Origin of the sequence: Candidatus Thiothrix phosphatis (assembly GCF_035668035.1) — a bacterium.
Lineage (GTDB): Bacteria > Pseudomonadota > Gammaproteobacteria > Thiotrichales > Thiotrichaceae > Thiothrix > Thiothrix phosphatis.
The window spans coordinates 68,422-94,063 of sequence record NZ_JAYMYJ010000012.1; the positions used below are offsets into that span (position 1 = coordinate 68,422).

A 25,642-nucleotide genomic window follows, 5' to 3' on the forward strand; every position below is an offset into this window, starting at 1 on the left:
TGCCCTCCCTTTTGACAGCAGGTGTTACCCCTTACTCATCCGCATCCAGCCCGTTGAGTTCCAACCACATCACGTTGATGATGCCGAACGCACAAGCCAGCAATACGCCGAGAATCCAGGCGAAATACCACATAATCGTACCTCCTTAGTAAACGGCGTGATCGTTGTCACGGATAAACTTGACCGTGATCTTGCCCCACAGCTGCTTGTAGCACCAGATGGTGTAGATCAGGATGATCGGCACAAAAATCAGCGCCGCCCAGAACATAATCGCCAGTGTCAGATGGCTGGAAGAAGAATCCCAGATCGTCAAACTATGGCTCGGGTTCAGGCTGGAAGGCATCACGAACGGGAACAAGGAAACCCCAGCCGTCATGATAACCCCGATCACGCTCAGGGAGCTGTGCAGGAAACTCAGCACCGGGCGATTCTTGCCAGCCAGCAGCAGCACCCCGAATGCACCCAGGAAGCCTGCCAAAGGCGCGGCAATCGCCAGCGGATGATGACCATAATTCGCCAGCCACGCACCCGCCATCGGCACCACCGTTTTCGCCACCGGATTAGGCAGCGACTGGTGTGAAGGCTCCTGGGTAATGGCAAAACCATCAATCCCTGCCCACAGCCAGATACCGGCCAGACCAAAGGTGATCAGGACTCCCATGGCAGTCAGTTGCGCTGCTTTGCGCGAACGTTGATAAACTGCTTCGTCAGTACGCATCATCAGGTAGGTCGCCCCCTGCATCATAAACATCAGCAGGCTGACCAGACCCGCCAGCACAGCAAACGGGTGGAACAGGGCAAACAATGAGCCATGGGTTTTGATGCGCAGGAATTCATCAAACTCGAACGGCACACCCAGCAACAGATTGCCAAACGCCACCCCGATCACCAGCGGCGGAATAATGCCCGCAGCCACCAGGCCCCAGTCCCAGGTATTGCGCCAACGCGAGTCAGCAATTTTGGAACGGTAGTCAAACCCGACCGGGCGGAAAAACAGCGAGAACAACGTCAACACCAACGCCCAGTAGAAGGTCGAAAACGACGCGCCAAAGGTAATCGGCCATGCGGCAAAAATTGCCCCTGCCGCCAAAATCAACCACACCTGATTGCCGTCCCAATGCGGCGCAATCGTGTTGATGGCAACCCGGCGTTCCTCGTCGGTTTTTCCGACCACGCGCAGCAATGCACCCACGCCCATGTCAAAACCATCGGTCAAGGCAAAGCCGATGAACAAGATGCCAACCAGTACCCACCAGATGACTTTCAGTGTTTCATAATCAAAAATCATGGTTTGCCCCTTACATCCGGCCGTTCATTTTGTCAGCGTAAACCGTACCGGCGTGACCGCCACCATTCTGCTCGAAATGGTAACGCCCGGTATGCAGGCTGCTTGGCCCCTGCTTGGCAAACTTGATCATCAGATACATTTCGACAATCAGCAGGATGGTGTAGAAGAACACAAACCCGGCAATCGAACCGATCAAGTCCCATTCAGTCAGGGTCGAAGTCCCCAGGAAAGTCGGCAACACTTCACCAATCGCCCACGGCTGACGCCCGTATTCCGCCACGAACCAGCCAGACTCAATCGCAATCCACGGCAATGGCAAACTCCAGAACACCACCCGCAGCAACCATCTTTTCTGGAAAGCCGTGCGCTTGGCGGTGTGGTAGAACGACAACGCAAACACCAGCAACATCGCAAACCCAGCCGCCACCATGATGCGGAACACCCAGAACAACGGTGCTACATGCGGTACGGTATCTTTCGCTGCCAGCTTGATTTGCCCCTCAGTCGCATCCACCACATTCGGCGTATAACGCTTCAGCAGCAGGCCGTAACCCAGGTCATTCTTGATCCGGTCAAAACTTTCTTTGTCCACATCCGAAGCCGTGCCTTGGCGCATTTTCAGGAACAGGTCGTAAGCCAACATCCCGTTACGGATGCGGTGTTCGTTATCCGCCACCAGATCGTTGATGCCCTTGACTTCCTCGCTCAGGGAGCGGGTGGCAATCAAGCCCAGCGCGTAAGGGACTTTGATGGCGAACTCGTTTTCACCCTTTTCCTGGTTCGGCCAGGCACCCAGGTTGAAACCGGCTGGGGCAGGCTCGGTATGCCACTCCGCCTCAATCGCCGCCAGCTTCATCTTTTGCACATCGCCCGCTTCGTAACCGCTTTCGTCACCCAGCAGGATCACGGAGAGGATCGAGGCCATGCCGAAACCAGCCGCAATCGCAAATGAACGCTTGGCAAAACCAATGTCACGCCCTTTCAGCAAATACCAGGCGCTGATCGACAGCACAAACATTGCGCCGGTCACATAGCCCGCCGCCACTGTATGCACAAACTTGACCTGCGCCACCGGGTTGAACAGCACCGCACCGAAATCCACCATTTCCATGCGCATGGTTTCGTAGCTGAATTCTGCCCCCACCGGATTTTGCATCCAGCCATTGGCAATCAGTATCCACAGCGCGGACAGGTTGGTTCCCAACGCCATCAACCAAGTCACACTCAAATGCTGCACTTTGCTCAGACGATCCCAACCGAAGAAAAACAGACCGACGAAAGTCGATTCGAGGAAGAAAGCCATCAAGCCTTCAATGGCGAGCGGTGCACCGAACACGTCACCGACATAGTGGGAATAGTAGGCCCAGTTCGTCCCAAACTGGAACTCCATGGTCAAGCCGGTAGTGACGCCCAGCGCGAAGTTGATGCCAAACAGCTTGCCCCAGAATTTCACCATATCCTTGTAAATCTGTTTGCCAGTCATGACGTACACAGACTCCATAATGGCGAGCATGAACGTCATTCCCAGCGTCAGCGGGACAAACAGGAAATGGTAAAGGGCAGTTATGGCGAATTGTAGCCGCGACAGCTCGACGACTTCATCAGTTATCATGTTACCTCCTCAGCAATGAACCTGATGTATTGATGGAACGCTTTGCCGCAACCTGTTTTATGGCCCTCCAACCCTTGGATTGCGACATAGTTGACTAAACTACTATGGATTGCACTGCAACAGCATTGATAACGGTCAATCTGCGCAAGAATTTTTGCTGCATACCAGCCACTTAGCCTAAACCTGCTGCCACAGGGGTTCCGAAAACCGGCGTCGAATCCTATAATTGCGGGTTTCCCATACCGGATAAAGACACCTCCATGCGAGTTTCCCGATTCCCCCTCACCACCTTGCGTGAAACCCCTGCTGACGCCGAAATTGTCAGCCACAAACTGATGCTGCGGGCAGGCATGATCCGCCGCCTCGCTTCCGGCCTGTATACCTGGATGCCCTATGGCCTGCGCGTGCTGCGCAAGGTCGAAGCCATCGTGCGCGAAGAAATGAACAACGCGGGCGCCATCGAGGTGCTGATGCCGTCGGTGCAACCGGCGGAACTGTGGCGGGAATCGGGCCGCTGGGAAAAATACGGCGCGGAACTGTTGCGCATCAAGGATCGGAATGCCCGTGAATTCTGTTACGGCCCGACCCACGAGGAAATCATCACCGACTACGCCCGCAAGGAACTGAGCAGCTACAAGCAGCTGCCGATCAATTTCTATCAGATCCAGACCAAGTTCCGTGACGAAGTGCGCCCACGGTTTGGCGTGATGCGCGCGCGTGAATTCCTGATGAAGGACGCCTATTCCTTCCACCTGAGCCAGGAATCCTTGCAGGAAACCTACGACGCCATGTATGCCGCCTACTCGCGCATTTTTGAACGGCTCGGGCTGGATTTCCGGCCAGTGCAGGCTGACACCGGCTCCATCGGCGGCAATGCCTCGCACGAATTCCATGTGCTAGCGGAATCGGGGGAAGACGCCATCGCCTTCGCCAGCGGCAGCAGCTACGCCGCCAATGTCGAGCTGGCGGAAGCCGTTTCCCTGCTGGCCGAACGCGCCGCGCCAACCGAAGCCATGCGCGAAGTCGACACCCCCAATGCCAAAACCATCGAGGAACTGGTCGGACAATTCGGCCTGCCGATTGAAAAAACTGTCAAAACGCTGATCGTGGCGGCCTCCGATGCAACTGACGCCGACTTCGTGGCGTTGCTGGTACGCGGCGACCATACCCTGAACGCCGTCAAGGCGGAAAAATTGCCGGAAGTCGCCTCCCCGCTGTGCTTCGCCCGCGAAGACGAAATCCGCGCACTGATCGGCGCTGGCCCCGGTTCGCTTGGCCCGGTCAACCTGCCGATTCCGTGCATTGCTGACCGCACTGTCGCCAATATGGCTGATTTCAGCGCTGGCGCGAACATCGACGGCAAACACTATTTCGGCATCAACTGGGAGCGCGACGCCGCCCTGCCCCAGGTCGCCGACCTGCGCAATGTGCTGGATGGCGACCTCAGCCCGGATGGTTGTGGCGTGCTCTCCATCGTGCGCGGCGTTGAAGTCGGCCACATTTTCCAGTTGGGGAAAAAATATTCCGAAGCCATGAACGCCACCGTGTTGGATGAAAGTGGACGCGCGCAGGTGATGACCATGGGCTGCTACGGCATCGGCGTTTCCCGGGTGGTCGCCGCCGCTATTGAGCAAAATAACGATGAATACGGCATCCGCTGGCCTGACGCCATTGCACCTTTCACCGTAGTGATCGCCCCACTGAATATGCAGAAATCGCCGGAAGTCGCCGCCAAGGCCGAAGAATTGTACGCGCAACTGCAAGCTGCTGGCGTGGATGTGCTGCTGGATGACCGTGCCTTGCGTCCGGGCGTGATGTTCGCCGACCATGAGCTGCTGGGGATTCCGCACCGGGTCATCATTTCTGAGCGCGGCTTGCAGGCTGGTGAAATTGAACACAAGGCGCGCAGCGGTGGTGAAGCGGCGAAAGTGCCGACAGCTGACATTATTGGCTTTATTCAGGGGAAGCTGAAAGGCTAACACGGTTAAACCTTGTAACAACTTTCATAAGGCGAAGAGCGTGCGCTGCTCTTCGCCTAGCGTCACTAAACGACCATCAGCTAAAGCTGAAGGGTTCAGCGCGGGTCGCAGAGGACTGAAAGTCCACCCGATACGCTCCCCGCGCTTTTAAGAGTCGCTCACGAAAATACCACTGCAACATCTTAACTTCCTTAAAAGAGCGACTTGAGCTAAAGCTGACCGGCTAAAGCCGGTGGTTTTAACCTTGAGCATGGATAATAAATTATAATTGACATTAATAATTGACATTAATAAAATTGAATGTAAACTATAGTTTCCTTATCTAACATTACAACTCACGAGGTTTCTAGATGAAAAAACTACCTAAGTTGATTGCAATATCAACCATAACTTTTTTTCTTGTTAGCATCCCCTTGTTCGCCGCTGCCGACAGTGACAGTGACAGTGACAGCAAAGATATTGCACAGATGACCCAAACGGCTGATCTTGTATTTCAAGGAAAAGTTACCTCCATTGATTACAAAACATCGGAGGCAGGCGACCCATTCACATTTGTAACCTACCAAGTCGATAAAGTCATTTCTGGCAGCTATACCGACCCAACCATTACCCTCCGATTTAATGGCGGCTTTATGGATGCTACGCACACTCTCTACAGCATGTCTTCAGAACAACCTACATTTGATGTGGGCGACGAAGATATGCTTTTTGTGAAAGGCAATGGCGATAGTGGTTGTCCACTGGTTGGCTGTACCAACGGACGGATTCGTGTTATCCAAGGTATATACCAAGACGATAGCGGACATGAGTTGCTTGAGACTAGCAACCAGACCACCGACACATTGGAGACAGGAGATCGTATTCCTTCCCAGACGGTAGATACCCATAAAGCCGGGAATATGACTTTTTCTTTAAAATATTCCGAAAGACCTGCCGGAGCAAATGTCAAAAAATATGGGCAACGCATTACTTCTGAAAGTCTGAATGGACTGGTTGCCAAGCATCGTCCCAAAAATCCCAAAAAAGTAGTCAGTGCTAACAAAGGTCAAAAAATTCTTAGTCGGAACACGTTGCAAACAATGGGCGTAATAGTACCTACCGCCAATCAGCCTGATGCCCAAGCAGCCCAGCAGAGTTTTGAAGCCATATCTCCTACTGAGCAAGCCATCCTGAATGAACAGAAGGCTCAGGAAGAAATTAATCAAATGGCAATTCCTCAACTTGAAGTTGATGGGACTACCGGCAATTAAGTCAAATAATTTAGCAAATATACTCAAGGATTTATCGTCATGATTAACAACTACCTACGTCTGCTTGCGGCAATGGTTCTTTCTACATTTGTGCTGCCTCAGCAGGCATTTGCCTTTACAGTGAGTACCTGTACTTATGATGGTTCAACCAATATTCCCGCCATGGAAACAAACAGAAATCCTGATGTTTACTTTGGTGCAACAATTCCTTCAGGTTCTTCTCAATTTACTGCACTAACACAAGCATTGTCAGCAGTAAACAGAGTACCCGCAAATATCTCTTTCCGCGGTGTCATTTTCGGCACGGGAGCATCAGACGCAGTAGCGCCTGCATTTGATGCTGGCATTTCCCGTTTTTGGAGTATGGAATACTATATTTACAGAAAGCCAGATGGCACTGTTGACACATCCCGTCGCATTCCCTCCATGACTGGCAACTTCCTGAATGAATTCTATTTCTCGAATGATCCCACAATGGATAACGCCCACACCACTACAAGCTATGTCAATTGTGTATTAGTTGACAAGGATGTAATATTTAACACAACACCCTACTCGGTGGATGCCAATGGCAACCGTATGCCAATGTCTTGGACATATTCAGACTCAGCGAGTAGCTCCCTTGCCTATGAAGGGGCATCCCGCCCATTCAAACCAACGGCCATTCATGAAACGCTCCATTACCTCGGACTTGGTCATGAGCAGGATATTTACAATATCATGGGAACTGATTTCACACACGTAGGTATAAATGGATCAACCACCATCCCCTACGTTGGAGAAGATGCAGCTAGCGGCTTAGTTTCCATCTATGGCACGACTCCATACACTGCCAAGCAAGATTTGGGTATTTCACATTGGTATCGTTGGAATCAAACATCTGGAGCACCCAGTGGAGAGGAGAATTACAGCAGGCATACTCGCACCCGCATCTATGATACATCCAATAATCTCATTACTGATTGCGTAAAAACCGATAACTCGGCCTGCAAGTTTAATGAATACGAAAAGGATCAATTTTTCAAGGTTAGCAAAGGTCAAACTATCCGTCCTCAGTTTATAATTGAAAACAATGGCCTATGGAATGTCCAAGCTCCTGTCTATTACTATCTATCTACAGATAATGTCATCACGACAGCAGACACCCTCTTGAAAACCGTGAATAGAACTATTTCTCGGGACGCTCCTGACTTGGTTTATGAAAGCGTGACATTGCCATCCACTCTGGTTTCTGGCCAGAAATATTACATTGGTGCAATTGTTGACCCTAACAATAGTTTTACTGAATTGTTAGAAACCAACAACAGTGCCTACATTGGTATTCATGTCAAGTAATGCTCCCCTCTATGAGACTGCCCCATCCGGCAGGGGCAGTCTCATAACAAGCAGCCACGATTTCCACATCAGCTGCTAAAATTCGGTTAATATGTTTTTTATTAAAGATGTAACCCATGAAGACCATTCAATATATTCTATTTATCTGCTCCATCAGCTTTTTAAGCGCTTGCAGTGACGGTTCAAAATCTACGGTTCAGCAGTCGTCTACAGAGGATCCTGATACTATGGAGCCAACCTCCTACACACCCTATGAACAGCCGCCCTCCACGACGCCAACAACAACTTCCACGCCTGATACTATGGAGCCAACCTCCTACACACCCTATGAACAGCCGCCCTCCACGACGCCAACAACAACTTCCACGCCTGATACTATGGAGCCAACCTCCTACACACCCTATGAACAGCCGCCCTCCACGACGCCAACAACAACTTCCACGCCTGATACTATGGAGCCAACCTCCTACACACCCTATGAACAGCCGCCCTCCACGATACAAACAATAGTTGATCCCTCTCTTCCTCCCCAGGTTTATGGCAAGGCATTTATTAGCAGTGACGGCAATAAAATCTTTGTAATTCAAGAAGGTTACAATGGATACGAACTGGAGAAATCCGTTAAATATCAATACTCAAAAAAACCATTCACTTGGAATGTGAATAATGGAGATTTGATTATTAATTATCAATCAGGTCAAAAATCATTTGCTATCAGTCCAGATATGATGTCATTGCAGAATGACCAAACCTATGCCGCCTATACTAGCATCTCTCCCGAATCACTGGCGTCAATGAGATTGCCCGAAGATCTTCCTTCTGGAGACTGCCCCACCCCCCGCTTTCTTGAATTCGTGGGTAACACAGTGAAACTTGAAGATACGTGCGAAGGAGAATTCTACATCCTGTCAGTAGAAAGCACTCCTGGTGTCAACAATTTGCTGCACGCTTATGGTAAAACGTCCAAAGAAGAAAACATTTCAATATATATCGTTGCCCTCCCCTTTAGCGAAGGAAGGATGCACATCAGGATTTTCTAACCAAAATCCCAGCGATATTAAGACTACCCCTCAGTAAGCTATGGGCGTCTTGTATACCGTTGGCAATTGAAAATTCGGTTTTTCATATTTTAGCCACCCTGAAGTTGTCAGCGAGCAAGGTGGTCAATGCGTCATGATGCCGCCCAATGGTGTTGAAGAAATCCAGTGCAGCGTGTTTGAATTCTGCGAAGGTTTCATAGTAAATGCCGTAAATGACTTTCCGCTTGAAGAATCCCCACAGGCGTTCAATCAGGTTGAGGTTGGGCGAGTAAGGCGGCAGGAAATGTATGCGGATGCGGCATCCTGGCTTGTCCAGATATGCCTGCACCAAGCGGGAGCGGTAATAGCGTGCATTGTCGGCAACCACATGGATGATCCCGCAGGGTTGGTTGGCCTCCAAAGCCTCCAGCAAGCGGATGGCGGCTTCGGCGTTGACCGTTTCCTCCACCAGCACCAATGGGCGCAAGTGCTTGAATGACAAAGCACCATTCAGGTTCAGGCGCTGCCGCCCGGTGTTCGGGGGCAGGCAGTAATCCTGGCCTTTCAGTATCCAGCCATAACCCGCCTGGGTGGTGTGTTGGGGGTGGGTGGCGTCCATGAAATACACATCGTCCTCTGCCCCCAATCCGGCCTTGAGTTCTTGCCAATGCGTGATGAACCGTCCCTGCGCGGCGGCATCCGCCTTGCCCGGCACGGCCTTGGGTTTCTTGTGGGAAAAGCCCAGCCGCCCCAACAGGGCCGATACGCTGCGGGTGGCATAATCCACCTTGAACCGTTGCTGGATATGGGTTTTCACCGCTTGGCAAGTCCCATACAAGGTTTCCGTCAGGTGCTGTTTCAGTTCCCGCAGTTCCTCTGCGTCCAGGCAGGCCGCACTGCCACCGACGCCCCAATGCAGCAATTTGGCCTGACCGCCGGTTCCGTAAAGGTGGAACCAGTTGCGCACGGTGTCTTCATCCACCAGCAGCGCTTCTGCCACCTTGGCGGCACTCCAGCCGCTGCCCAGCAGATAAACCGCCTTGAGACGGTCGGCCTTGCGCTTGTCCTTCATTTTCCGGTGGGCTTGGCGGAGGGTTTCCAATTCAGGCGTGGTGAGCAGGTAATCCAGCATCAGTGTTCTTCCAGGGGGCTAGGCGTTTAATTTTACCGAATTTTCAATTGCCGACGGTATATGTGACGCCCAGTTTTTACCACCCCACTACCGCTTAACCATTCAATTTCTTGCAAAACCAGACATCCCTATTGCACTATGTCGGTTGTAAGTGCTTGTACAAAAGATATTCGGAATCCTCCTCCACCATAAACCGTACTGAATCCGATCTGAGCATTAGTACGGATTGATGCGCCATTCCAATGCGCATACAATAGACGCATACGATATATCGAGGACTTGCCATGCAAACCCTGATCTACGACACCAACGCTCCCAAGCGCGCCTTGAACCTCAGCATCAATAGCAACTTGCAGGAAGAAGCCCGCAAGTACAAAGTGAACCTTTCCAGACTGCTGGAACAAGCCCTGATTGAAACCCTCATCCAGAAAAAGCGCACCGAATGGCTGGAGCAAAACCGCGCCGCGCTGGAAGCCTACAATCAGCGCATCGAGGAACGCGGCGTCTTCAGCGATGGCCTGAGAAACTTCTGATGGCGCAGTTTGACGTTTACCGCAACACCAACCCCGCCACCAACTCCAGCATTCCATATTTGCTGGACGTACAGACTGACCTGCTCGACATGCTGAAAACCCGGGTAGTTGTTCCGTTGGAAGAATGTAGCCAGTTAGCCGTTGCCCAGCGATTGACCCCAAACTTTCAAATCGAGGGTGTCACTGTCATGATGTCGACGCCAGAACTTGCTGGCATTCATACCCGATCATTAGGGGAATACGTTTGCTCCGTTGCTGGGCACCGGCACGACATCATGGCGGCACTGGATATGCTGTTTTCCGGCATTTGATCACAACGGTTGCAAGATTCCCCAAGATTGCAGCACATCCCACCAGCACATAAAATACAGCGTTTTCGTCCCCAGGATTCCACACGATGACCACTGCATCCAATCTGCCAGTAACCCGCGCACTATTGAGCGTTTCCGACAAATCCGGCGTCCTTGAGTTTGCCCGCTTCCTGCAAGCACAAGGCGTGCATATCCTCTCCACCGGAGGCACGGCGAAACTGCTGGCGGACAACGGCGTACCCGTGACCGAAGTTTCCGAGCATACCGGCTTTCCGGAAATGATGGACGGGCGCGTCAAAACCCTGCACCCGAAAATCCACGGCGGCATTCTCGGGCGGCGCGGCACGGATGACGCCGTCATGGCGGAACACGGCATTGGCCGCATCGACCTGATCGTGGTCAACCTGTATCCATTCGAAGCCACCGTGTCCAAACCCGACTGCACCTTTGAAGACGCTGTGGAAAACATCGACATCGGCGGCCCTGCAATGGTGCGCGCCAGCGCCAAAAACCATGCCCATGTGACGGTGGTGGTCGAACCGGCTGATTACGCCCGCATCCAGTCCGAGATGGAAGCCAACGGCAACTGCATCAGCCCCGCGGCCCGCTTCGACCTCGCCATCAAGGCGTTTGAGCACACAGCCCGTTACGATGGGATGATCGCCAATTACTTTGGCGCACGGGTGGAAAGCGGCAGCCATGAGCAGCCTGCTGATTTCCCGCGCACCTTCAACCTGCAAGTGAAGAAAAAACAGGATTGCCGTTACGGCGAAAACAGCCATCAGGGCGGCGCTTTTTATGTGGAAAGCAACGCCCCGGCTGGCACCATTGCCACCGCCCGCCAGATTCAGGGCAAGGAATTGTCCTACAACAATATCGCCGATACTGATGCGGCGTTGGAATGTGTGCGCCAGTTTGACCTGCCCGCCTGCGTCATTGTCAAACACGCCAATCCGTGCGGTGTGGCGGTCGCTGCCGACATCCTGACAGCTTACGACCGCGCCTATTCCACCGACCCGGAATCAGCCTTCGGCGGTATCATCGCTTTCAACTGCGAACTGGACGGCGCAACCGCCCGCGCCATTGTTGAACGTCAGTTTGTGGAAGTCATCATCGCCCCGAGCATTTCCAGCGACGCCGCCAGCGTTGTCAGCGCCAAGAAAAACGTGCGCCTGTTGGAATGCGGAAAACTCTCCGGCCATATCGGGCAGATGGATTTCAAACGGGTGACCGGCGGCCTGCTGCTGCAACACAACGATGCACAGCTATATGATGAGCTGAAAGTCGTCACCGAACGCGAGCCTACCATTGAAGAATACGGCGACCTGTTGTTTGCCTGGAAAGTCGCCAAATTTGTCAAATCCAACGCCATCGTCTACGTGAAAGACAATATGACCATTGGCGTGGGCGCTGGCCAGATGAGCCGGGTGAATTCGGCACGCATCGCCGCCATCAAAGCGGAACATGCCGGGTTGCAGGTGCCCGGCTCCGTCATGGCGTCCGACGCCTTCTTCCCGTTCCGCGACGGCATCGACAATGCGGCGGCAGCGGGCGTCAAGGCGGTCATCCAGCCGGGCGGCTCCATGCGCGACGAAGAAACAATCACCGCTGCCAATGAACACGGCATGGCGATGATTTTTACTGGCATGCGCCACTTCCGCCACTGAGCCAAAACTAAAAAAGGGCTTGATAACTCAAGCCCTTTTTTCACACACCGGTTTTTCAGGAATTTAGAAATGAACCTGGAAAAGCTGACGGATATTATCTTTCAGCCGGTTGCTTGCCTGCTCCCCTTTTTGGGTTGCCGGAAAAATTTCCCGCGGCGTATAACCGAAGGTTTCGTTGAACATGGAAAAATCGATTCTGAAACTTTCGCCTTCCACGTAGTAGGAAAGCAACTCCACTAACGGCATTTCGCGGTCGTTGAACGGCTTGACTGTTTTGATGAAACCTTGCCGACTCAATTCCGTCACCGCTTTGACTGCACGTTTGCGGTTGTGCTCATCGACTACATACCAGGTAATTGAACCACTTTCAGGGGTTTCCTGCTCATGGTCAATGGCATTCAGGGTAAATGTTTTAATCATGGTTGTATTCCTGCGGCCCACCAACAGCAATAATCTATCATAGAATAGTTTTATATTACATATATGGGATTAACTATTGCTGAACAAATATTAGCAACTGCTTACAGATTGGTTGCAAGAGCAACCCAGTTGCCATTCACCAATCCTTCTATCGGTTGAAAACGGGTCTTGTAGCGCATCTTGGATGACTCGGCAATCCAATAGCCGGGGTAGACATAAGGCAGCCCGCGTCTGCGCGCTTGCTCGATTTGCCAGAGGATCGCGTAGGTTCCCAGCCCGCGCTTTTCGCCTGCCTCCGGCGCAAAAAACGTGTAGACGGATGACAGGCAGTTTTTCAACTCATCCACCGCCGCCACCGCCAACAAACTGTCGCCTTCATAGAATTCCACCAGCACAGTGGTGCACCAATGTGTCAGCAGGAAACTGGCGAAGGTGGCGGTGCTGTCCATATCCATACCACCGCCAAAATGACGGCGGCTGATATATTGCCGGTACAGTTCGTCATACTCAGGCTTGAAACCATTGCGATTGACGACTACGCGCAAATCACTGTTGCGTTTCAGGTTACGCCGTTGGGAGCGGTCTGGAACAAATTCATTCACCGGAATACGGCTGGAGACACAGGAGCTGCATCCCTTGCAGTGTGGCCGGTAGACATCCGCACCGCTGCGGCGAAAACCGCTTTCCAGCAAACGCGCATACAGTTCGGCGGTCATGCGGTAACAGGGGTCAACCAGCAAATTCATGGCCTGCCGCCCAGGCAAATAAGGGCAAGGATGAATGGCGGTAATATACAGGTTCAAACTGGCTTCGGCCGACATCCTGTTCATGTCAGCAACTCCCGCTGGAACAAGCCGCCTTGCGCAACCCTGCAATATCCTCAATCTGGATACTGCCGCGTTGTTCATTGATGAAGCCCTGACGTTTCCAGTCCGATAGGAAACGGCTGACGGTTTCGATGGTAAGGCCTAGCAATTCGCCAATCTCCCCGCGTGACAGGGGCAAGGGTGACCAGCCACCATTGCTGTTCTCACACCAGCGGATCAGGAAGGAGGCCAAACGTTCGGCGGCCTTTTTCGCCCCCAATTCCAGCATCATGTCTTCAGCTTCACGCAAATGCTGGATCCAGCGGCGCATCATGGTGTTTTCAATTTCGGGGTTCTGCTTTTTCAGCTCCATCAGTTCACCGAGAGGCAGGCGGCAAACCTCAATGTCACTCAGGGGGATGGCGGTGTGGTTATAGGATTCGCCAGCAAACCCATCGAAACCGAACAGGTCACCGGTACGCAACACACGCACGATCTGGGTGCGTCCGTTTGGCAGAGTTTTAATCAATTTGACCAGCCCCTTGCGCAGGGTGAAAGCCGTGGCGGAAACATCGCCTTGGTGGTAAACGGTTTCATCAACCGCATAGGTGACGACAGAAGGCTGGAACCCTTGTATCTCTGCCAACCTGTTAACCGGCAATTGGGCAAAAATGCTCAAATGCCTGATTTGACAGGTCTGGCAGTGTCCCCTGCCTTTGATGTTTGACATACCCTCTCCTTCGCTTGCTTCCACCAGCAGACGCCTGCCTTCGAAATATTTACAGTGTTCAGTCGTGCAGAACCAAGCCTAAGTCTAAGGAGAGGGTATGGCAAGTAGCCCGTGTCAAGGCGCGAGATTTTTCACGACAACAAACGCGCCACGCAGGTCGCCTTCCTTAAATCCGGTCGCTTTGTCATCAGGATACAACTCGTTCAATTTGGCCGTAACCGCCGGACTGATGTCAGTCCCATGGCACTTCAAGCAAAGCGCCCCCGTGGGAATAGCTTTCATAAAACGGAATTCGTTGTCCACTACATCGGAATAAACCAGTGCCGCCGGATCTTCACCTGCCGCCTTGCGGGTCTCGAAGTCATTCAGCACCTGGGTTTCCCATTCGTTGGGCGCACCCGTTGCCGAGTTGCGGCTTTTCAGGCTGACGCGGCTGACCTGCATGCCTTTTTCGGCAGAAACGGTTTTGGCGATTTCGGGAGCCCGGGTATGGCAGATATTCAATGCCTCAACCGGACCACCCGCCATCATCGCCGTTTCCAATTCGCCCTTGAGTGTGCCGCCAAAAACATGTACAGCCGCTTTGGCTGCTTCGGTTAGCGCGGCTTTGTCCGTTGGGGGAGCTGCTGGGGTAGTTTGCGCCACGGTGGCAACAGCCTTTTGGCCTGTTTGTGGAGCTTCAGCCTGCTTGTCTTCGCCACCACAGGCGGCCAGCAAGGCTGCGAGACTAATCATCACGATATGCTTTTTCATTATCAATCCTTCTTACTTTTCTAAAGTTAGCCCAGAAAACTGTCAGAAGATGATGGGGCCTGCATTGGAATATGTCAAAAAAAATCAGCCCATTGCCCCTGCCTGAAGGCTTGTGCCATCCCCGCCCGGATGGGTATTGGTGAAACCTGCTGCACATGGCTGGAAAGAACATTCATCTAGCGTTCATCAGGACGAAACAAAACAGGCATAGCATCTGTTGTGCTGCAGCAATAAACCAATCGCTTTTCAGGTGTTCCAATACCTGAAGGCTATTGGCTTGGTTCACCCAGCTTAATAAAGAGGTCATACCTAATGACGCAGGAATTCATTGAAAACCGCGTTTTTGACGAGATCCAGCCAGACCAAACCGCAGAGTTGCAGCGCACCCTTACACGGGATGACATTGCCCTGTTCAGCAAGGTTTCCGGCGATCTAAACCCCACCCACGTTGACGAAGAATACGCCATCCGCAGTGGTGCCAAAGGCATCGTCGGCCATAGCCTGTGGGCGACAGGGCTGGTTTCCAGCCTGCTGGCCAATGTCCTGCCGGGGCCTGGCACCCTTTACCGTGGGCAGGAATCCCGTTTCCACCGCCCCGTGCATCTGGGCGATGTGCTGAAAGCACGTGTCAAAGTGCGCGAAAAACGGGATGGTGGTGTCGTCCTGTTTGAGTGCGAAGTCACCAATCAGTACCGGGAACTGGTCATGGACGGCATGGCGGAGGTTGTCGCCCCGACCGAGCGCATCCGTGTACAACGTACCGAAATGCCGGAAATTTCTGTCCTGCATCATGACAGCTTCAAGGCGCTGTTTGACTCGGTCGCACCACTGGAGCCGGTGCCAACGGCGGTTGTTCACCCCTGTGATCTGGTATCCCTCAAAGGTGCGATGGACGCGGCGCGGGATCAATTCATCCAGCCGATCCTGGTCGGGCCGGAACATAAAATCCGTGCAGTAGCGGAAGCCGAAAACATCGACCTGAGCGGTGCCAGCTTTGTCAACGCCGAGCACAGCCATGCCGCTGCCAGCAAAGCGGTGGAGCTGGTGCGCGAAGGCAAAGCCGAAATCCTGATGAAAGGCAGCCTGCATACCGATGAAGTGTTGGGCGCTGTCGTCAATAAAACAACCGGCATCCGCACCGAACGGCGCATCAGCCATGTGTTCGTGATGGACGTCCCCACCTACCCCAAACTGCTGCTGATTTCGGATGTCGCCGTCAATATCGCGCCTGATCTGGAAGCCAAACGCGACATCTGCCAGAACGCCATCGATCTGGCGCGCACAGTCGGGGTGGAGCGCCCTAAAGTCGCCATCCTTTCTGCGGTGGAAACCATCCGCCCCAAAATCCAGTCCACCCTCGACGCCGCCGCCCTGTGCAAAATGGCTGACCGTGGCCAGATCACCGGCGGGATTCTGGACGGCCCGCTGGCCATGGATAACGCCATCAGCCTGGAAGCCGCCAAAATCAAAAAGATCGATTCCGTGGTGGCAGGCAATGCTGATGTGCTGATCGCCCCCGACCTGGAAGCAGGCAATATCCTTGCCAAGCAACTGATCTTCCTGGCCAATGCCGAAGCGGCCGGGATCGTGCTGGGCGCCAGGGTGCCGATCATCCTGACCTCACGCGCTGACAGCGTGCGCACCCGTCATGCTTCAGCAGCCATCGCCGTCTTGCACGCCCACGCCATTCGCCAAGGCCTGCATGCGGGGTAACTGTGATGAACAAACTGATTCTCACCCTGAATGCCGGTTCGTCCAGCATCAAATTCGCTGTCTATGAAACCCTGGAAGGCGAACTGGAGCTGATGGCCAAAGGCCAGGTCGAAGGCATCGGCACACGGCCGCATTTCATCGCCAAGTCCCCCGACGGCAAGGTTTTATCCGAAAGTTACTGGGAAGCGGTCGCCCACGGTCAGGGTCACGCGCGCGCTTTCGACCAAATCTGGAGCTGGTTGGAAGACGCCGCCAGTGGCCGGGAGATCCTCGCGGTCGGCCACCGGGTCGCGCATGGCGGCGAAACCTACGCACAGCCGGTGCTGATCGACACCGGCGTGATGGGCGAGCTGACCCGACTCATCCCGCTGGTGCCACTGCATCAGCCCAACAATCTGGCGGCCATCCGTGCGGTGGCCATACAGCACCCAGGCCTGCCGCAGGTAGCCTGCTTCGATACTGCCTTCCACCAAGGGCGCGAAGCCGTGACCGAATGCTTCGCCCTGCCTTACCCGTTGTTTGAGCGGGGCGTGCGCCGCTACGGTTTTCACGGGCTGTCTTATGAATACATTATCGAACGGCTGCGGGAAATCGCCCCAGCCACTGCCAAAGGGCGCGTCGTCGTGGCGCATCTGGGCAGCGGTTGCAGCATGACCGCCATTCGCAACGGTAAAAGCATCGACACCACCATGAGCTTTTCCGCGCTGGATGGCGTGCCGATGGGCACCCGTTGCGGTGTGCTGGACCCCGGAGTGCTGCTGTTCCTGATGCGGGAAGACAAGATGGGTCTGGAGGAACTGGAGGCTCTGCTCTACAAACAATCCGGCCTGCTGGGGTTGTCCGGCGTCAGCAACGACCTGCGCGCCTTGCATACCAGTGAAGACCCACGCGCCGCCGCCGCCATCGATTACTTCGTATACCGCGTCAGCCAGATTCTGGGTTCACTGACCGCCTCGCTGGGCGGTCTGGATGCACTGGTGTTCACGGCCGGTGTCGGTGAAAACGATGCCGAAGTCCGCCGCCGCGTCTGTCTGGATGCAGGCTGGCTGGGTGTCAGCCTGGATGAAGCCGCCAACCAAACAGGCCGCCCGCGCATTTCCCATGAAGGCGCCGGCCCTTCCGTCTGGGTCATTCCCACCGATGAAGAAAAGATGATTGCCAGGCATACCCTGCGCGTTCTGGCGACCCAAACCGGCCACCCAAACCAGCAGACTGCCTGACTCCAAGGAGAAAAATCATGTGGAATATGTTCAAGGATGCCGAACCCCAGCAGTCCGCTGCGGAAGGCAAAGCCTCATTCAATGCCTATCAGAATTACGCCAAGGATTTGGAAACCATTTTCAAGGCGCATACAAGCCGCGCCCAGGAAACCCTCCAGCAGAACTGGCAACATAACCTGACAGCCTGGAACAAGCTGGCGACCGCCATGCTGAATCCTGCGCTGGCCCAGCAGTGGAGCGATTATTCGGTCGATGCTTCCCAACGCGCCGTACTGTTTGCGGACGCCTTGCGCCAGCGGGGCAACGCCTTTGTCGAGCACGAGGAAGGCTCCAACAAAACTGTCCTGAGCTGGGATTATGAAATGGTGGTTGACGGCAGCCAGTTGCAACGCCCGGTCAATTATTCGCTGGTGCGCATTGTGCCGCCCGAAGGCGTCAACGTGCGGCAGAACGGCCGACCTTACATCATCATCGACCCACGCGCCGGGCACGGTTCCGGCATCGGCGGCTTCAAGCATGAAAGCGAGGTCGGAGCCGCCATCCACCAGGGTCATCCCACCTATTTCGTGACCTTCACCCGCTTGCCTGCGGAAGGCCAAACCCTGGCTGACGTTTGTGCGGCGGAGGCGTATTTCGTGCGCGAAGTGCGCCGCCAGCACCCGGACTCGCCCAAACCCATCATTATCGGCAACTGCCAGGGCGGCTGGGCAGCCATGCTGCTGGCCGCCACCAACCCCGACATCACTGGGCCGGTGGTCGCCAATGGCGCGCCGCTGTCCTACTGGGCCGGGCAGAAAGGCAACAACCCGATGCGTTATCTTGGCGGCCTGGTCGGTGGAGCCACTTCAGTACACTTGCTCAGTGACCTGGGTAATGGCTTGTTCGACGGTTCCAATCTGGTGTTCAACTTCGAACGCTTAAGCCCAAGCAACACTTGGTGGCGCAAATACTACGACCTGTGGGACAAGGTCGACAGCGAAGCGCCGCGTTTCGTCGGTTTCGAGCGTTGGTGGGGCAGCTTCTACTACATGAGCAAGGATGAAATCACCTGGATCGTGGAAAACCTGTTCGTCGGCAACCGGCTGGCGCGCGGCAAAGCCAGCCTGGATGAACGCACCCATGTGGATTTGCGCAACATCAATTCGCCGATCATTATCTTTGCCTCCCACGGCGACAATATCACCCCGCCGCAACAGGCGCTGGGCTGGATTCAGGACACCTACAAGGATGCCGAGGAAATCAAGACCCGTGGCCAACGGATTCTCTACACCCTGCATGAGAACGTGGGGCATTTGGGAATTTTCGTGTCCTCTTCCATCGCCAAAAAGCAGCACAATGAAATCGTCTCCACCCTGAAAGCCATTGAAGCGCTGGCACCGGGGCTTTATGAAATGGTGATCACGGATCAGGTCGGTGAAGGGGTGAGCAAGCAGTTTACCGTCGCCTTCCAGGAACGCACCATTCCAGAAGTGATGGCCGAATGCGGCGGTGATGATTCCGATCGTCCGTTCGCCACCGTCGCCCGTTTCTCTGAACTCGGTACGGAAATGTACGATCTGGCGGTGAAACCCGTAGTCAACAGCATCAGTAATCAACACAGCGCCCAAGCCCTGGCGCAAATGAGCCCAATGCGCGTGCAACGTCTGGCGCAGAGCGACCGTAATCCACTGATGCAATCCCTGCCTGCCATGGCGGAAAAGGTAAAGGCGGAACGTCGCCCCGCCGATGACGGCAACCCGTTCCGGCGCATGGAGCAACTGGGTGCCGATGTGGTGACCCAGTGGTGGGATGGCATGCGCGACATGCAGAACTACGCGATCGAAATGAATTTCCACCTGCTCTGGGGCGCACCGCCGGTGGAGGCGCTGGGTGAACGGATGTCCCGCCGCGTCAGCGATGCGCCGCAAGAGGATTTGCGGGCGCTTACCCAAGTGCAGGATGCGCTGGACCGCATCGGGGAAGGTGGTTTTGCCGCCGGTGTGATCCGCATGCTGATCTTCCTGGCGCATTCCCGCAAGGAAGTCCGCCGTTCGCGTCTGGAACGTTCCAACCAAATGCTGGAGGCGATCGAGCCCTTCGCCAGTATGAAACCCAAACAACGCACCCGCCTGATTTACCGCGAATCCCTGATTGTCGGTTTTGAGCCGGAAGAAGCCATGCAAGCGCTGCCGAAACTGATCCAGACAGCGGATGAGCGCCAGCGGGCGCTGGCCATCTGTTGGGATATTGCCGGCCCTGAAGAAGAAATGAGCCAAGAAACACATGATATGATGAACAAACTGACCGCCCTGCTGGGAAGCGGCGAGGCAAAACCGAAGGAGAAAAAGGAGCAACGCAAAGTTGTCGAACAGTATTAATCACGAGCCGATGCCGCCTGCTCTGGTTAAGTGGCTGGATGCGCTTAACCAGGGCAAAAAAGTACGGACGCATTACCACCGCACGCCAACCAATGTCCGCGAGGGGTTGGATGTTTTGACCCGGCAGCATGTCACGGCGGTGCCAGAGATGCCGCTGGTGCTGGACGATCTGGTTCCGGGTGCGGCGTATCTGGTTCCGGTGCGCATCTATCACCCGCAGCCGACAGAAGCCCTGCCGGTTGCGGTGTTTGTGCACGGTGGTGGCCATGTTGCAGGCAGCGCCAGCCTGTATGACCCGATCGCCCGCAAACTGGCCCTGGCGATGCGGCATGTGTTGGTTTCAGTTGACTACCGGCTGGCACCGGAATGCCCCTACCCGGCTGCACTGCTGGATGTGATGGCAACCGTCAAAGGTGTGTATCCTTTGCTGGATACGCATGGGCTACGCCACCTGCCGCGCCTGACTCTGGCAGGGGACAGCGGCGGCGGCGCTTTGAGCGCCACTGTTGCACACCTCTGCCAATTTGAGCCTAGCGTCAGCATTGAACGTCAGTTGCTGATTTATCCCAGCCTGGACTACACCCTTTCGTCACCATCAATAACCAGCAATGGGGATGGGTATCTGCTGGAACGGGAGCGCATCCTGTGGCTGTTTGACTGCTATCTGCAACAAGCCGAAAACCGCTACGCCATTTCCCCTCTGTTCATGCCCATTACGCCGCAGTACCCCAAAACGCTAATTGTCACCGCAGGCTATTGCCCGCTGCATGATGAGGGTATTGCTTACGCAGAGCGGCTGACTGCCGGGGGGATTGTCTGTGAACATCAAGACTTTGCAGGCATGATCCATACCTTTTTGAACCTTGAGGATTTGGTTCCGCAGGAATGCGCACGGCTTTACCAGCAAGTGCGTGATTTTTGCAGTCAAGCAGCCTGACCTGTCAAGGCGGACAGCCCTGTGCCGCCGCCTTGTTTTCTGTGCGTCCTATGAAAATCGATCAGCAATAAACGCTTACTTTACCGTCACTTTGAAGGCAAACTTGCCCTTCCATGGGTCGGCTTTTTTGCATTCCATCACCTGAATCTTGTAGTCGCCTGCCATTGTGGGGGTGACGGTCGCTTTGCCATGGCAGGAGGCGTCCAGATCATTGGCATCCCCGCCCTGAGGATCAGTGACGTAGATGGAAATCTGCCCATTGCTGTATTTATTGAGCTGCTCCACGGTCATGGTTTGGCCTTTGCCCACTTCGATCAGGTAGGTCTGTTCGCCATCAAAATCCGCCAGCTTGCCGGTCACCACCGCAGTGGACGCCCCCTTGTCGAACTTGATGCGGGAAGGTTGGCCTGCGTCCTTTTGGGCTGCATCTTTTTGACCTGTATCTTGTTGGGCCGCATCTTTTTGGTCTACATCTTTCTGGCTTTCATCCTTGCCCTCTTTTTTATCCGCTTTGTCCGTGGCGCAGATTTTGGCCCGCTTGCCAACCCAACAAGCGCCATCCTGTTTGAAGTCCTCACCCAATGGCGCTTGAGCGTGGGAACTTTTCGGGCTTTCGTTCCAGGAAGCGCTCGCCACCCCCTTCTCCAGCATATTTAGGTAGACAAAATACTTGTCGCCAAACAGGCGGAAAGAACCATCCTGGTCAGCATCGTACATACAGGTTCCCTTGAGATAAGTCTTACCTTTGACTTGCAGCAGGCAATCAACCTCGCGGCCTTCTGCATCCTTGCGCCAATCTTGCGCATAGGCGTTTGTCGCCTGCCCCGGCAACGTTGCCGCCAGCATTATCGCCGCCATCAAAGTTTTCAGTGTTTTCATCAATATCGACTCCCTTTGTTCTTGGTTAATAGATCTTAATTAGTAGACTGTTGAGTCGCTGCCGCGTTCACTGCCCGTAAGCCGCTGGTTAATCACCGGCAACCAGCACAGTCATTTGCCAGCGCCCATCGACTTTGGCAAAAAACGCGCGGTAGTCAACCGGACTACGCGTATAGTTGCGGGAAACATAACCTTTCTTGCCATTGGGCAGTTTGATGGCCACCCATTGCGCATCGCCATTGCCCGGGCCAGCCAGCGGAACCACTTCATAGCTGAGGGTTTGCAAGACCTCGCTCGTCTGCTTGGGGGCTTTGCGCACATTGACCTTGTCGCCAATGATGGCCACATTTTCAAACCCATCCAGGTTAGGCCAATGGGAAGAAATGTAAGGTGCCTGGAAACTGTGGTCTTTCTGGAAACCACCCCCCAACGCCAGCACTGTCCCAAGCGTTTCCCACACAGGGCTGTTGGGCTGGTCAATTTTCCAGAGCTTTTTAAAATTGTCGATGCCATTGTCATCGCCAAAGGTGTTCTGGATGTTTTTGTTGACGGCCGCCAATAATGCAGCTTTGTCACGCTTGGCGATGGCGGTTTGCAGCTGGGCGCGGAAGGTGAAAAAATCTGGCTGCTTGGTGGCTTCATCCACCGGCATAAGCGGCGCAGCCTCAGTCATGGCAGAAAAAGTCAGTGCCACGCCCAAACAGCTTGCAACCAATAACGTGCGGATCAGCATACTAAACCCCCTGATCTGGCTCATTTCACAAAAGAACAGCTTATCGCACCAGTGCAGTGCATTGAACATCTTGAGAACGTTTGCTTGGCACAGACATACCCTTTCCCATAGCCCCAGAAAAATTATTTTAAAAATAATAAATTAACAAGTAGGAGGCATACGCCATCCCTGTCCATAGCCACGTTGGATAGGCTACAATTTTCGTCGATCTTTGGCAATGAAAATTCAACGGCTGCACATGCCATTTCTCATGGACAAAACCAACGGACAAGAAAAAACCCCGGCACGCGGGGCTTTTCCATTCACAGGAAGAAGGGTTGACTAATTACATAGCCACTACTGGAATATCACCGACTTTCGCCGCCGCGTTCTGGTAGTTTTCCATCTTGTCAAAGTTCAGGTAACGGTACACATCGCTGGCCATGCTGTCGATTTTGTTTGCATACGCCATGTACTCTGCAACCGTTGGCAATTTGCCCATGACCGCCGCAACAGAAGCCAGTTCAGCAGACGCCAGGAACACATCGGTGTTGGTGCCCAAACGGTTCGGGAAGTTACGGGTGGAGGTGGAAACCGCCGTGGAACCTTCCTGGATCCGCGCCTGGTTGCCCATGCACAGCGAGCAGCCCGGCATTTCCATGCGTGCGCCCGCGCGGCCATAGATGTTGTAGTAACCTTCGTCGCTCAACTGGGAAGCGTCCATCTTGGTTGGCGGCGCAATCCACATACGGGTAGGGATCTGCTTGTTGGCGGCATCCAGCAACTTGCCCGCAGCGCGGAAATGGCCGATGTTGGTCATGCAGGAGCCAATGAACACTTCGTCGATCTTGCGGCCAGCGACTTCAGACAACAGGCGCGCATCGTCCGGGTCATTTGGCGCGCACAGGATCGGCTCCTTGATCTCATCCATATTGATTTCGATCACCGCCGCGTATTCGGCGTCAGCATCAGCGCGCATCAGACTTGGGTTGGCCAGCCAAGCTTCCATTTTGCCAATGCGGCGCTCCAGGGTGCGGGCGTCGCCGTAGCCTTCCGCAATCATCCATTTCAGCATGACGATGTTGGAACGCAGGTATTCAGCCACGGAAGCTTCCGACAGTGCTACGGTGCAACCGGCGGCGGAGCGTTCGGCAGAAGCGTCAGACAGCTCAAACGCCTGTTCGACGGTCAGGTGATCCAGACCTTCGATTTCCAGCACTGTGCCGTTGAACACGTTTTTCTTGCCTTTCTTTTCCACCGTCAGCAGACCCATCTGGATCGCCTTGTGTGGAATGGCATGAACGAGGTCACGCAGGGTGATGCCCGGCTGCATTTTGCCAGAGAAACGCACCAGTACGGATTCCGGCATATCCAGCGGCATCACACCAGTGGCCGCCGCGAACGCAACCAGACCGGAACCTGCCGGGAAGGAAACGCCGATCGGGAAACGGGTGTGGGAGTCACCGCCGGTGCCCACGGTATCCGGCAGCAGCATGCGGTTCAGCCAAGAGTGGATAACGCCGTCGCCAGGGCGCAGCGATACGCCACCACGGGTCATGATGAAATCCGGCAGGGTGTGGTGAGTGGTTACATCAACTGGCTTGGGGTAAGCTGCGGTGTGGCAGAAAGACTGCATGACCAGATCGGCGGAGAAGCCGAGGCAAGCCAGATCTTTCAGCTCATCACGGGTCATCGGGCCAGTGGTGTCCTGGGAACCGACAGTGGTCATTTTCGGTTCACAGTACATGCCTGGGCGCACACCCGGCAGGCCACAAGCCTTACCAACCATTTTCTGCGCCAGCGTGTAGCCTTTGCCAGTGTCAGCAGGCTGCTCCGGAGAGCGGAACAGGTCAGATGCACCCAACCCCAGCGCTTCACGCGCCTTGTTGGTCAGGCCACGACCGATGATCAGATTGATACGGCCACCGGCGCGCGCTTCGTCCAGCAGCACCTGGGTTTTCAGGCTGAATTCAGCGATGACTTCGTCCGTACCGTGACGTTTGGCGATGCCTTCGTAAGGATAAACATCAACCACGTCGCCCATGTTCATTTGGGAAACGTCCATTTCGATCGGCAGTGCGCCTGCGTCTTCCATGGTGTTGAAGAAGATTGGCGCAATCTTGCCACCGAAGCAGTAACCACCTGCGCGCTTGTTCGGAATCCCCGGCATGTCATCACCAAAGAACCACAGCACAGAGTTGGTGGCGGATTTGCGGGAAGACCCCGTACCTACCACGTCACCCACGTAGGCGACCGGGAAACCTTTGGCCTTGACGGCTTCGATCTGCTTTAGTGGGCCAACAGAACCCGGTTCAATCGGCTCAATGCCATCACGCGGCATTTTCAGCATGGCGTTGGCGTGCAATGGGATATCGGGGCGTGACCAGGCATCCGGTGCCGGAGACAGGTCATCCGTATTGGTTTCGCCCGGAACCTTGAAAACGGTAACGGTAATTTTCTTGGCCACTTCCGGTTTTGAAGTGAACCATTCACCGGCAGCCCAGGATTCCATGACCTTTTTCGCGGCGGCATTGCCCGCCTTGGCTTTTTCCTCAACATCATGGAAAGCGTCGAACATCAGCAGCGTGCTGGACAGTGCCTTGGCAGCGATATCCGCAGTAGCGGCATTATCCAGCGCAGCAATCAGCGGTTGCACGTTGTAACCGCCCAGCATCATGCCCAGCAGCTCCACGGCGCGCGCCTGGCTTACCAACGCGCAACTGACTTCACCCTTGGCGATGGCGGCCAGAAAACCCGCCTTGACATAAGCGGCTTCATCCACACCGGCAGGCACGCGATTTTCCAGCAGGTCAACCAGAAAAGCTTCTTCACCGGCAGGCGGATTTTTTAGCAGATCAACCAGCGCGGCAGTCTGTGCTGCATCCAGTGGTTTGGGTGGGACACCCTGGGCAGCGCGTTCTTCAACGTGTTTGCGATATTCTTGCAACATTATCGATCTCCTCAAAGAAAAACAGCGAGGGTAAATACC

At 54.5% G+C, this 25,642-nt stretch carries 22 protein-coding genes; 11 read left to right on the top strand and 11 right to left on the bottom strand.

Annotation, left to right across the window (positions count from 1 at the left end):
- Window positions 1-31: 31 nt before the first annotated feature.
- Genes cydX through VSS37_RS01365 form a run of 3 tightly spaced genes read right to left on the bottom strand, consistent with a single transcriptional unit; the run spans window position 32 to window position 2,900 of the window.
- Window positions 32-133, bottom strand: coding sequence for a cytochrome bd-I oxidase subunit CydX (cydX, locus tag VSS37_RS01355; RefSeq protein WP_324692805.1), 102 nt, complete (start codon window positions 131-133; stop codon window positions 32-34).
- A gap of 12 nt (window positions 134-145) precedes the next feature.
- On the bottom strand, window positions 146-1,288 hold the full coding sequence (cydB, locus tag VSS37_RS01360) for a cytochrome d ubiquinol oxidase subunit II (RefSeq protein WP_324692806.1): 1,143 nt from the start codon (window positions 1,286-1,288) through the stop codon (window positions 146-148).
- 10 nt (window positions 1,289-1,298) lie between these two features.
- Window positions 1,299-2,900, bottom strand: coding sequence for a cytochrome ubiquinol oxidase subunit I (locus tag VSS37_RS01365; RefSeq protein ID WP_324692807.1), 1,602 nt, complete (start codon window positions 2,898-2,900; stop codon window positions 1,299-1,301).
- A 260-nt stretch (window positions 2,901-3,160) separates the two neighbouring features.
- On the opposite strand from VSS37_RS01365, the gene VSS37_RS01370 reads away from it, so the two are divergent.
- From VSS37_RS01370 to VSS37_RS01385, 4 genes are all read left to right on the top strand, one after another.
- The gene (locus tag VSS37_RS01370) at window positions 3,161-4,879 is read left to right on the top strand and encodes a proline--tRNA ligase (RefSeq protein ID WP_324692808.1); all 1,719 of its coding nucleotides are present in this window, start codon (window positions 3,161-3,163) and stop codon (window positions 4,877-4,879) included.
- Window positions 4,880-5,229: 350 nt separating this feature from the next.
- Window positions 5,230-6,129 (top strand): hypothetical protein, encoded by a 900-nt coding sequence (locus VSS37_RS01375; protein ID WP_324692809.1) that lies wholly within the window; start codon window positions 5,230-5,232, stop codon window positions 6,127-6,129.
- A 39-nt stretch (window positions 6,130-6,168) separates the two neighbouring features.
- Window positions 6,169-7,464: a hypothetical protein gene (locus VSS37_RS01380; protein ID WP_324692810.1), complete on the top strand. Its 1,296-nt coding sequence runs from the start codon at window positions 6,169-6,171 to the stop codon at window positions 7,462-7,464.
- Window positions 7,465-7,580: 116 nt separating this feature from the next.
- A complete protein-coding gene (locus tag VSS37_RS01385) occupies window positions 7,581-8,504 on the top strand; it encodes a hypothetical protein (RefSeq protein ID WP_324692811.1) in 924 nt (307 codons plus the stop codon).
- 82 nt (window positions 8,505-8,586) lie between these two features.
- On the opposite strand, the gene VSS37_RS01390 is transcribed toward VSS37_RS01385, so the two are convergent.
- Window positions 8,587-9,615 (bottom strand): IS630 family transposase, encoded by a 1,029-nt coding sequence (locus VSS37_RS01390; RefSeq protein WP_324692812.1) that lies wholly within the window; start codon window positions 9,613-9,615, stop codon window positions 8,587-8,589.
- Window positions 9,616-9,899: 284 nt separating this feature from the next.
- On the opposite strand from VSS37_RS01390, the gene VSS37_RS01395 reads away from it, so the two are divergent.
- The 3 genes from VSS37_RS01395 to purH all read left to right on the top strand — a co-directional run bounded on the left by VSS37_RS01395 (window position 9,900) and on the right by purH (window position 12,126).
- Window positions 9,900-10,148, top strand: a complete 249-nt coding sequence (locus VSS37_RS01395; protein ID WP_324692813.1) for a type II toxin-antitoxin system CcdA family antitoxin — start codon at window positions 9,900-9,902, stop codon at window positions 10,146-10,148.
- Complete coding sequence (locus VSS37_RS01400) at window positions 10,148-10,459, top strand: CcdB family protein (RefSeq protein WP_324692814.1); 312 nt, start codon at window positions 10,148-10,150, stop codon at window positions 10,457-10,459. Before VSS37_RS01395 ends, VSS37_RS01400 begins: the two co-directional genes overlap by 1 nt.
- Window positions 10,460-10,545: 86 nt before the next feature.
- Window positions 10,546-12,126, top strand: coding sequence for a bifunctional phosphoribosylaminoimidazolecarboxamide formyltransferase/IMP cyclohydrolase (gene purH / locus VSS37_RS01405; protein WP_324692815.1), 1,581 nt, complete (start codon window positions 10,546-10,548; stop codon window positions 12,124-12,126).
- Between the two features lie 63 nt (window positions 12,127-12,189).
- Here the strand turns inward: purH and VSS37_RS01410 are convergent, their stop codons facing one another.
- The 4 genes from VSS37_RS01410 to VSS37_RS01425 all read right to left on the bottom strand — a co-directional run bounded on the left by VSS37_RS01410 (window position 12,190) and on the right by VSS37_RS01425 (window position 14,835).
- Complete coding sequence (locus VSS37_RS01410) at window positions 12,190-12,546, bottom strand: hypothetical protein (protein ID WP_324692816.1); 357 nt, start codon at window positions 12,544-12,546, stop codon at window positions 12,190-12,192.
- A gap of 101 nt (window positions 12,547-12,647) precedes the next feature.
- The gene (locus tag VSS37_RS01415) at window positions 12,648-13,376 is read right to left on the bottom strand and encodes an arginyltransferase (protein WP_324692817.1); all 729 of its coding nucleotides are present in this window, start codon (window positions 13,374-13,376) and stop codon (window positions 12,648-12,650) included.
- Between the two features lies 1 nt (window position 13,377).
- Window positions 13,378-14,082 (bottom strand): Crp/Fnr family transcriptional regulator, encoded by a 705-nt coding sequence (locus tag VSS37_RS01420; RefSeq protein WP_324692818.1) that lies wholly within the window; start codon window positions 14,080-14,082, stop codon window positions 13,378-13,380.
- A 114-nt stretch (window positions 14,083-14,196) separates the two neighbouring features.
- Window positions 14,197-14,835: a Tll0287-like domain-containing protein gene (locus VSS37_RS01425; protein ID WP_324692819.1), complete on the bottom strand. Its 639-nt coding sequence runs from the start codon at window positions 14,833-14,835 to the stop codon at window positions 14,197-14,199.
- A gap of 312 nt (window positions 14,836-15,147) precedes the next feature.
- On the opposite strand from VSS37_RS01425, the gene VSS37_RS01430 reads away from it, so the two are divergent.
- Genes VSS37_RS01430 through VSS37_RS01445 form a run of 4 tightly spaced genes read left to right on the top strand, consistent with a single transcriptional unit; the run spans window position 15,148 to window position 21,062 of the window.
- Window positions 15,148-16,548, top strand: coding sequence for a bifunctional enoyl-CoA hydratase/phosphate acetyltransferase (locus tag VSS37_RS01430; protein ID WP_324692820.1), 1,401 nt, complete (start codon window positions 15,148-15,150; stop codon window positions 16,546-16,548).
- Window positions 16,549-16,553: 5 nt separating this feature from the next.
- Window positions 16,554-17,768 carry an acetate/propionate family kinase gene (locus tag VSS37_RS01435; RefSeq protein WP_324692821.1) on the top strand — a complete coding sequence of 405 codons (1,215 nt, stop codon included), beginning with the start codon at window positions 16,554-16,556 and terminating at the stop codon, window positions 17,766-17,768.
- 17 nt (window positions 17,769-17,785) lie between these two features.
- Window positions 17,786-20,125 carry a DUF3141 domain-containing protein gene (locus VSS37_RS01440; protein ID WP_324692822.1) on the top strand — a complete coding sequence of 780 codons (2,340 nt, stop codon included), beginning with the start codon at window positions 17,786-17,788 and terminating at the stop codon, window positions 20,123-20,125.
- Window positions 20,109-21,062: an alpha/beta hydrolase gene (locus tag VSS37_RS01445; RefSeq protein WP_324692823.1), complete on the top strand. Its 954-nt coding sequence runs from the start codon at window positions 20,109-20,111 to the stop codon at window positions 21,060-21,062. Before VSS37_RS01440 ends, VSS37_RS01445 begins: the two co-directional genes overlap by 17 nt.
- Before the next feature lie 75 nt (window positions 21,063-21,137).
- Here VSS37_RS01445 and VSS37_RS01450 read toward each other — a convergent pair whose 3' ends face one another.
- The 3 genes from VSS37_RS01450 to acnB all read right to left on the bottom strand — a co-directional run bounded on the left by VSS37_RS01450 (window position 21,138) and on the right by acnB (window position 25,603).
- Window positions 21,138-21,941, bottom strand: coding sequence for a hypothetical protein (locus VSS37_RS01450; RefSeq protein WP_324692824.1), 804 nt, complete (start codon window positions 21,939-21,941; stop codon window positions 21,138-21,140).
- Window positions 21,942-22,029: 88 nt separating this feature from the next.
- Window positions 22,030-22,674, bottom strand: a complete 645-nt coding sequence (locus tag VSS37_RS01455; RefSeq protein ID WP_324692825.1) for an SH3 domain-containing protein — start codon at window positions 22,672-22,674, stop codon at window positions 22,030-22,032.
- Between the two features lie 325 nt (window positions 22,675-22,999).
- Window positions 23,000-25,603 (bottom strand): bifunctional aconitate hydratase 2/2-methylisocitrate dehydratase, encoded by a 2,604-nt coding sequence (gene acnB, locus VSS37_RS01460; protein WP_324692826.1) that lies wholly within the window; start codon window positions 25,601-25,603, stop codon window positions 23,000-23,002.
- Window positions 25,604-25,642: the final 39 nt, after the last annotated feature.

What these genes read in the sequence shown, in the direction of transcription:
- cydX (WP_324692805.1), bottom strand. Translation starts at nt 133, where the DNA reads ATGTGGTATTTCGCCTGGATTCTCGGCGTATTGCTGGCTTGTGCGTTC.
- cydB (WP_324692806.1), bottom strand. Translation starts at nt 1,288, where the DNA reads ATGATTTTTGATTATGAAACACTGAAAGTCATCTGGTGGGTACTGGTT.
- VSS37_RS01365 (WP_324692807.1), bottom strand. Translation starts at nt 2,900, where the DNA reads ATGATAACTGATGAAGTCGTCGAGCTGTCGCGGCTACAATTCGCCATA.
- VSS37_RS01370 (WP_324692808.1), top strand. Translation starts at nt 3,161, where the DNA reads ATGCGAGTTTCCCGATTCCCCCTCACCACCTTGCGTGAAACCCCTGCT.
- VSS37_RS01375 (WP_324692809.1), top strand. Translation starts at nt 5,230, where the DNA reads ATGAAAAAACTACCTAAGTTGATTGCAATATCAACCATAACTTTTTTT.
- VSS37_RS01380 (WP_324692810.1), top strand. Translation starts at nt 6,169, where the DNA reads ATGATTAACAACTACCTACGTCTGCTTGCGGCAATGGTTCTTTCTACA.
- VSS37_RS01385 (WP_324692811.1), top strand. Translation starts at nt 7,581, where the DNA reads ATGAAGACCATTCAATATATTCTATTTATCTGCTCCATCAGCTTTTTA.
- VSS37_RS01390 (WP_324692812.1), bottom strand. Translation starts at nt 9,615, where the DNA reads ATGCTGGATTACCTGCTCACCACGCCTGAATTGGAAACCCTCCGCCAA.
- VSS37_RS01395 (WP_324692813.1), top strand. Translation starts at nt 9,900, where the DNA reads ATGCAAACCCTGATCTACGACACCAACGCTCCCAAGCGCGCCTTGAAC.
- VSS37_RS01400 (WP_324692814.1), top strand. Translation starts at nt 10,148, where the DNA reads ATGGCGCAGTTTGACGTTTACCGCAACACCAACCCCGCCACCAACTCC.
- purH (WP_324692815.1), top strand. Translation starts at nt 10,546, where the DNA reads ATGACCACTGCATCCAATCTGCCAGTAACCCGCGCACTATTGAGCGTT.
- VSS37_RS01410 (WP_324692816.1), bottom strand. Translation starts at nt 12,546, where the DNA reads ATGATTAAAACATTTACCCTGAATGCCATTGACCATGAGCAGGAAACC.
- VSS37_RS01415 (WP_324692817.1), bottom strand. Translation starts at nt 13,376, where the DNA reads ATGAACAGGATGTCGGCCGAAGCCAGTTTGAACCTGTATATTACCGCC.
- VSS37_RS01420 (WP_324692818.1), bottom strand. Translation starts at nt 14,082, where the DNA reads ATGTCAAACATCAAAGGCAGGGGACACTGCCAGACCTGTCAAATCAGG.
- VSS37_RS01425 (WP_324692819.1), bottom strand. Translation starts at nt 14,835, where the DNA reads ATGAAAAAGCATATCGTGATGATTAGTCTCGCAGCCTTGCTGGCCGCC.
- VSS37_RS01430 (WP_324692820.1), top strand. Translation starts at nt 15,148, where the DNA reads ATGACGCAGGAATTCATTGAAAACCGCGTTTTTGACGAGATCCAGCCA.
- VSS37_RS01435 (WP_324692821.1), top strand. Translation starts at nt 16,554, where the DNA reads ATGAACAAACTGATTCTCACCCTGAATGCCGGTTCGTCCAGCATCAAA.
- VSS37_RS01440 (WP_324692822.1), top strand. Translation starts at nt 17,786, where the DNA reads ATGTGGAATATGTTCAAGGATGCCGAACCCCAGCAGTCCGCTGCGGAA.
- VSS37_RS01450 (WP_324692824.1), bottom strand. Translation starts at nt 21,941, where the DNA reads ATGAAAACACTGAAAACTTTGATGGCGGCGATAATGCTGGCGGCAACG.
- VSS37_RS01455 (WP_324692825.1), bottom strand. Translation starts at nt 22,674, where the DNA reads ATGCTGATCCGCACGTTATTGGTTGCAAGCTGTTTGGGCGTGGCACTG.
- acnB (WP_324692826.1), bottom strand. Translation starts at nt 25,603, where the DNA reads ATGTTGCAAGAATATCGCAAACACGTTGAAGAACGCGCTGCCCAGGGT.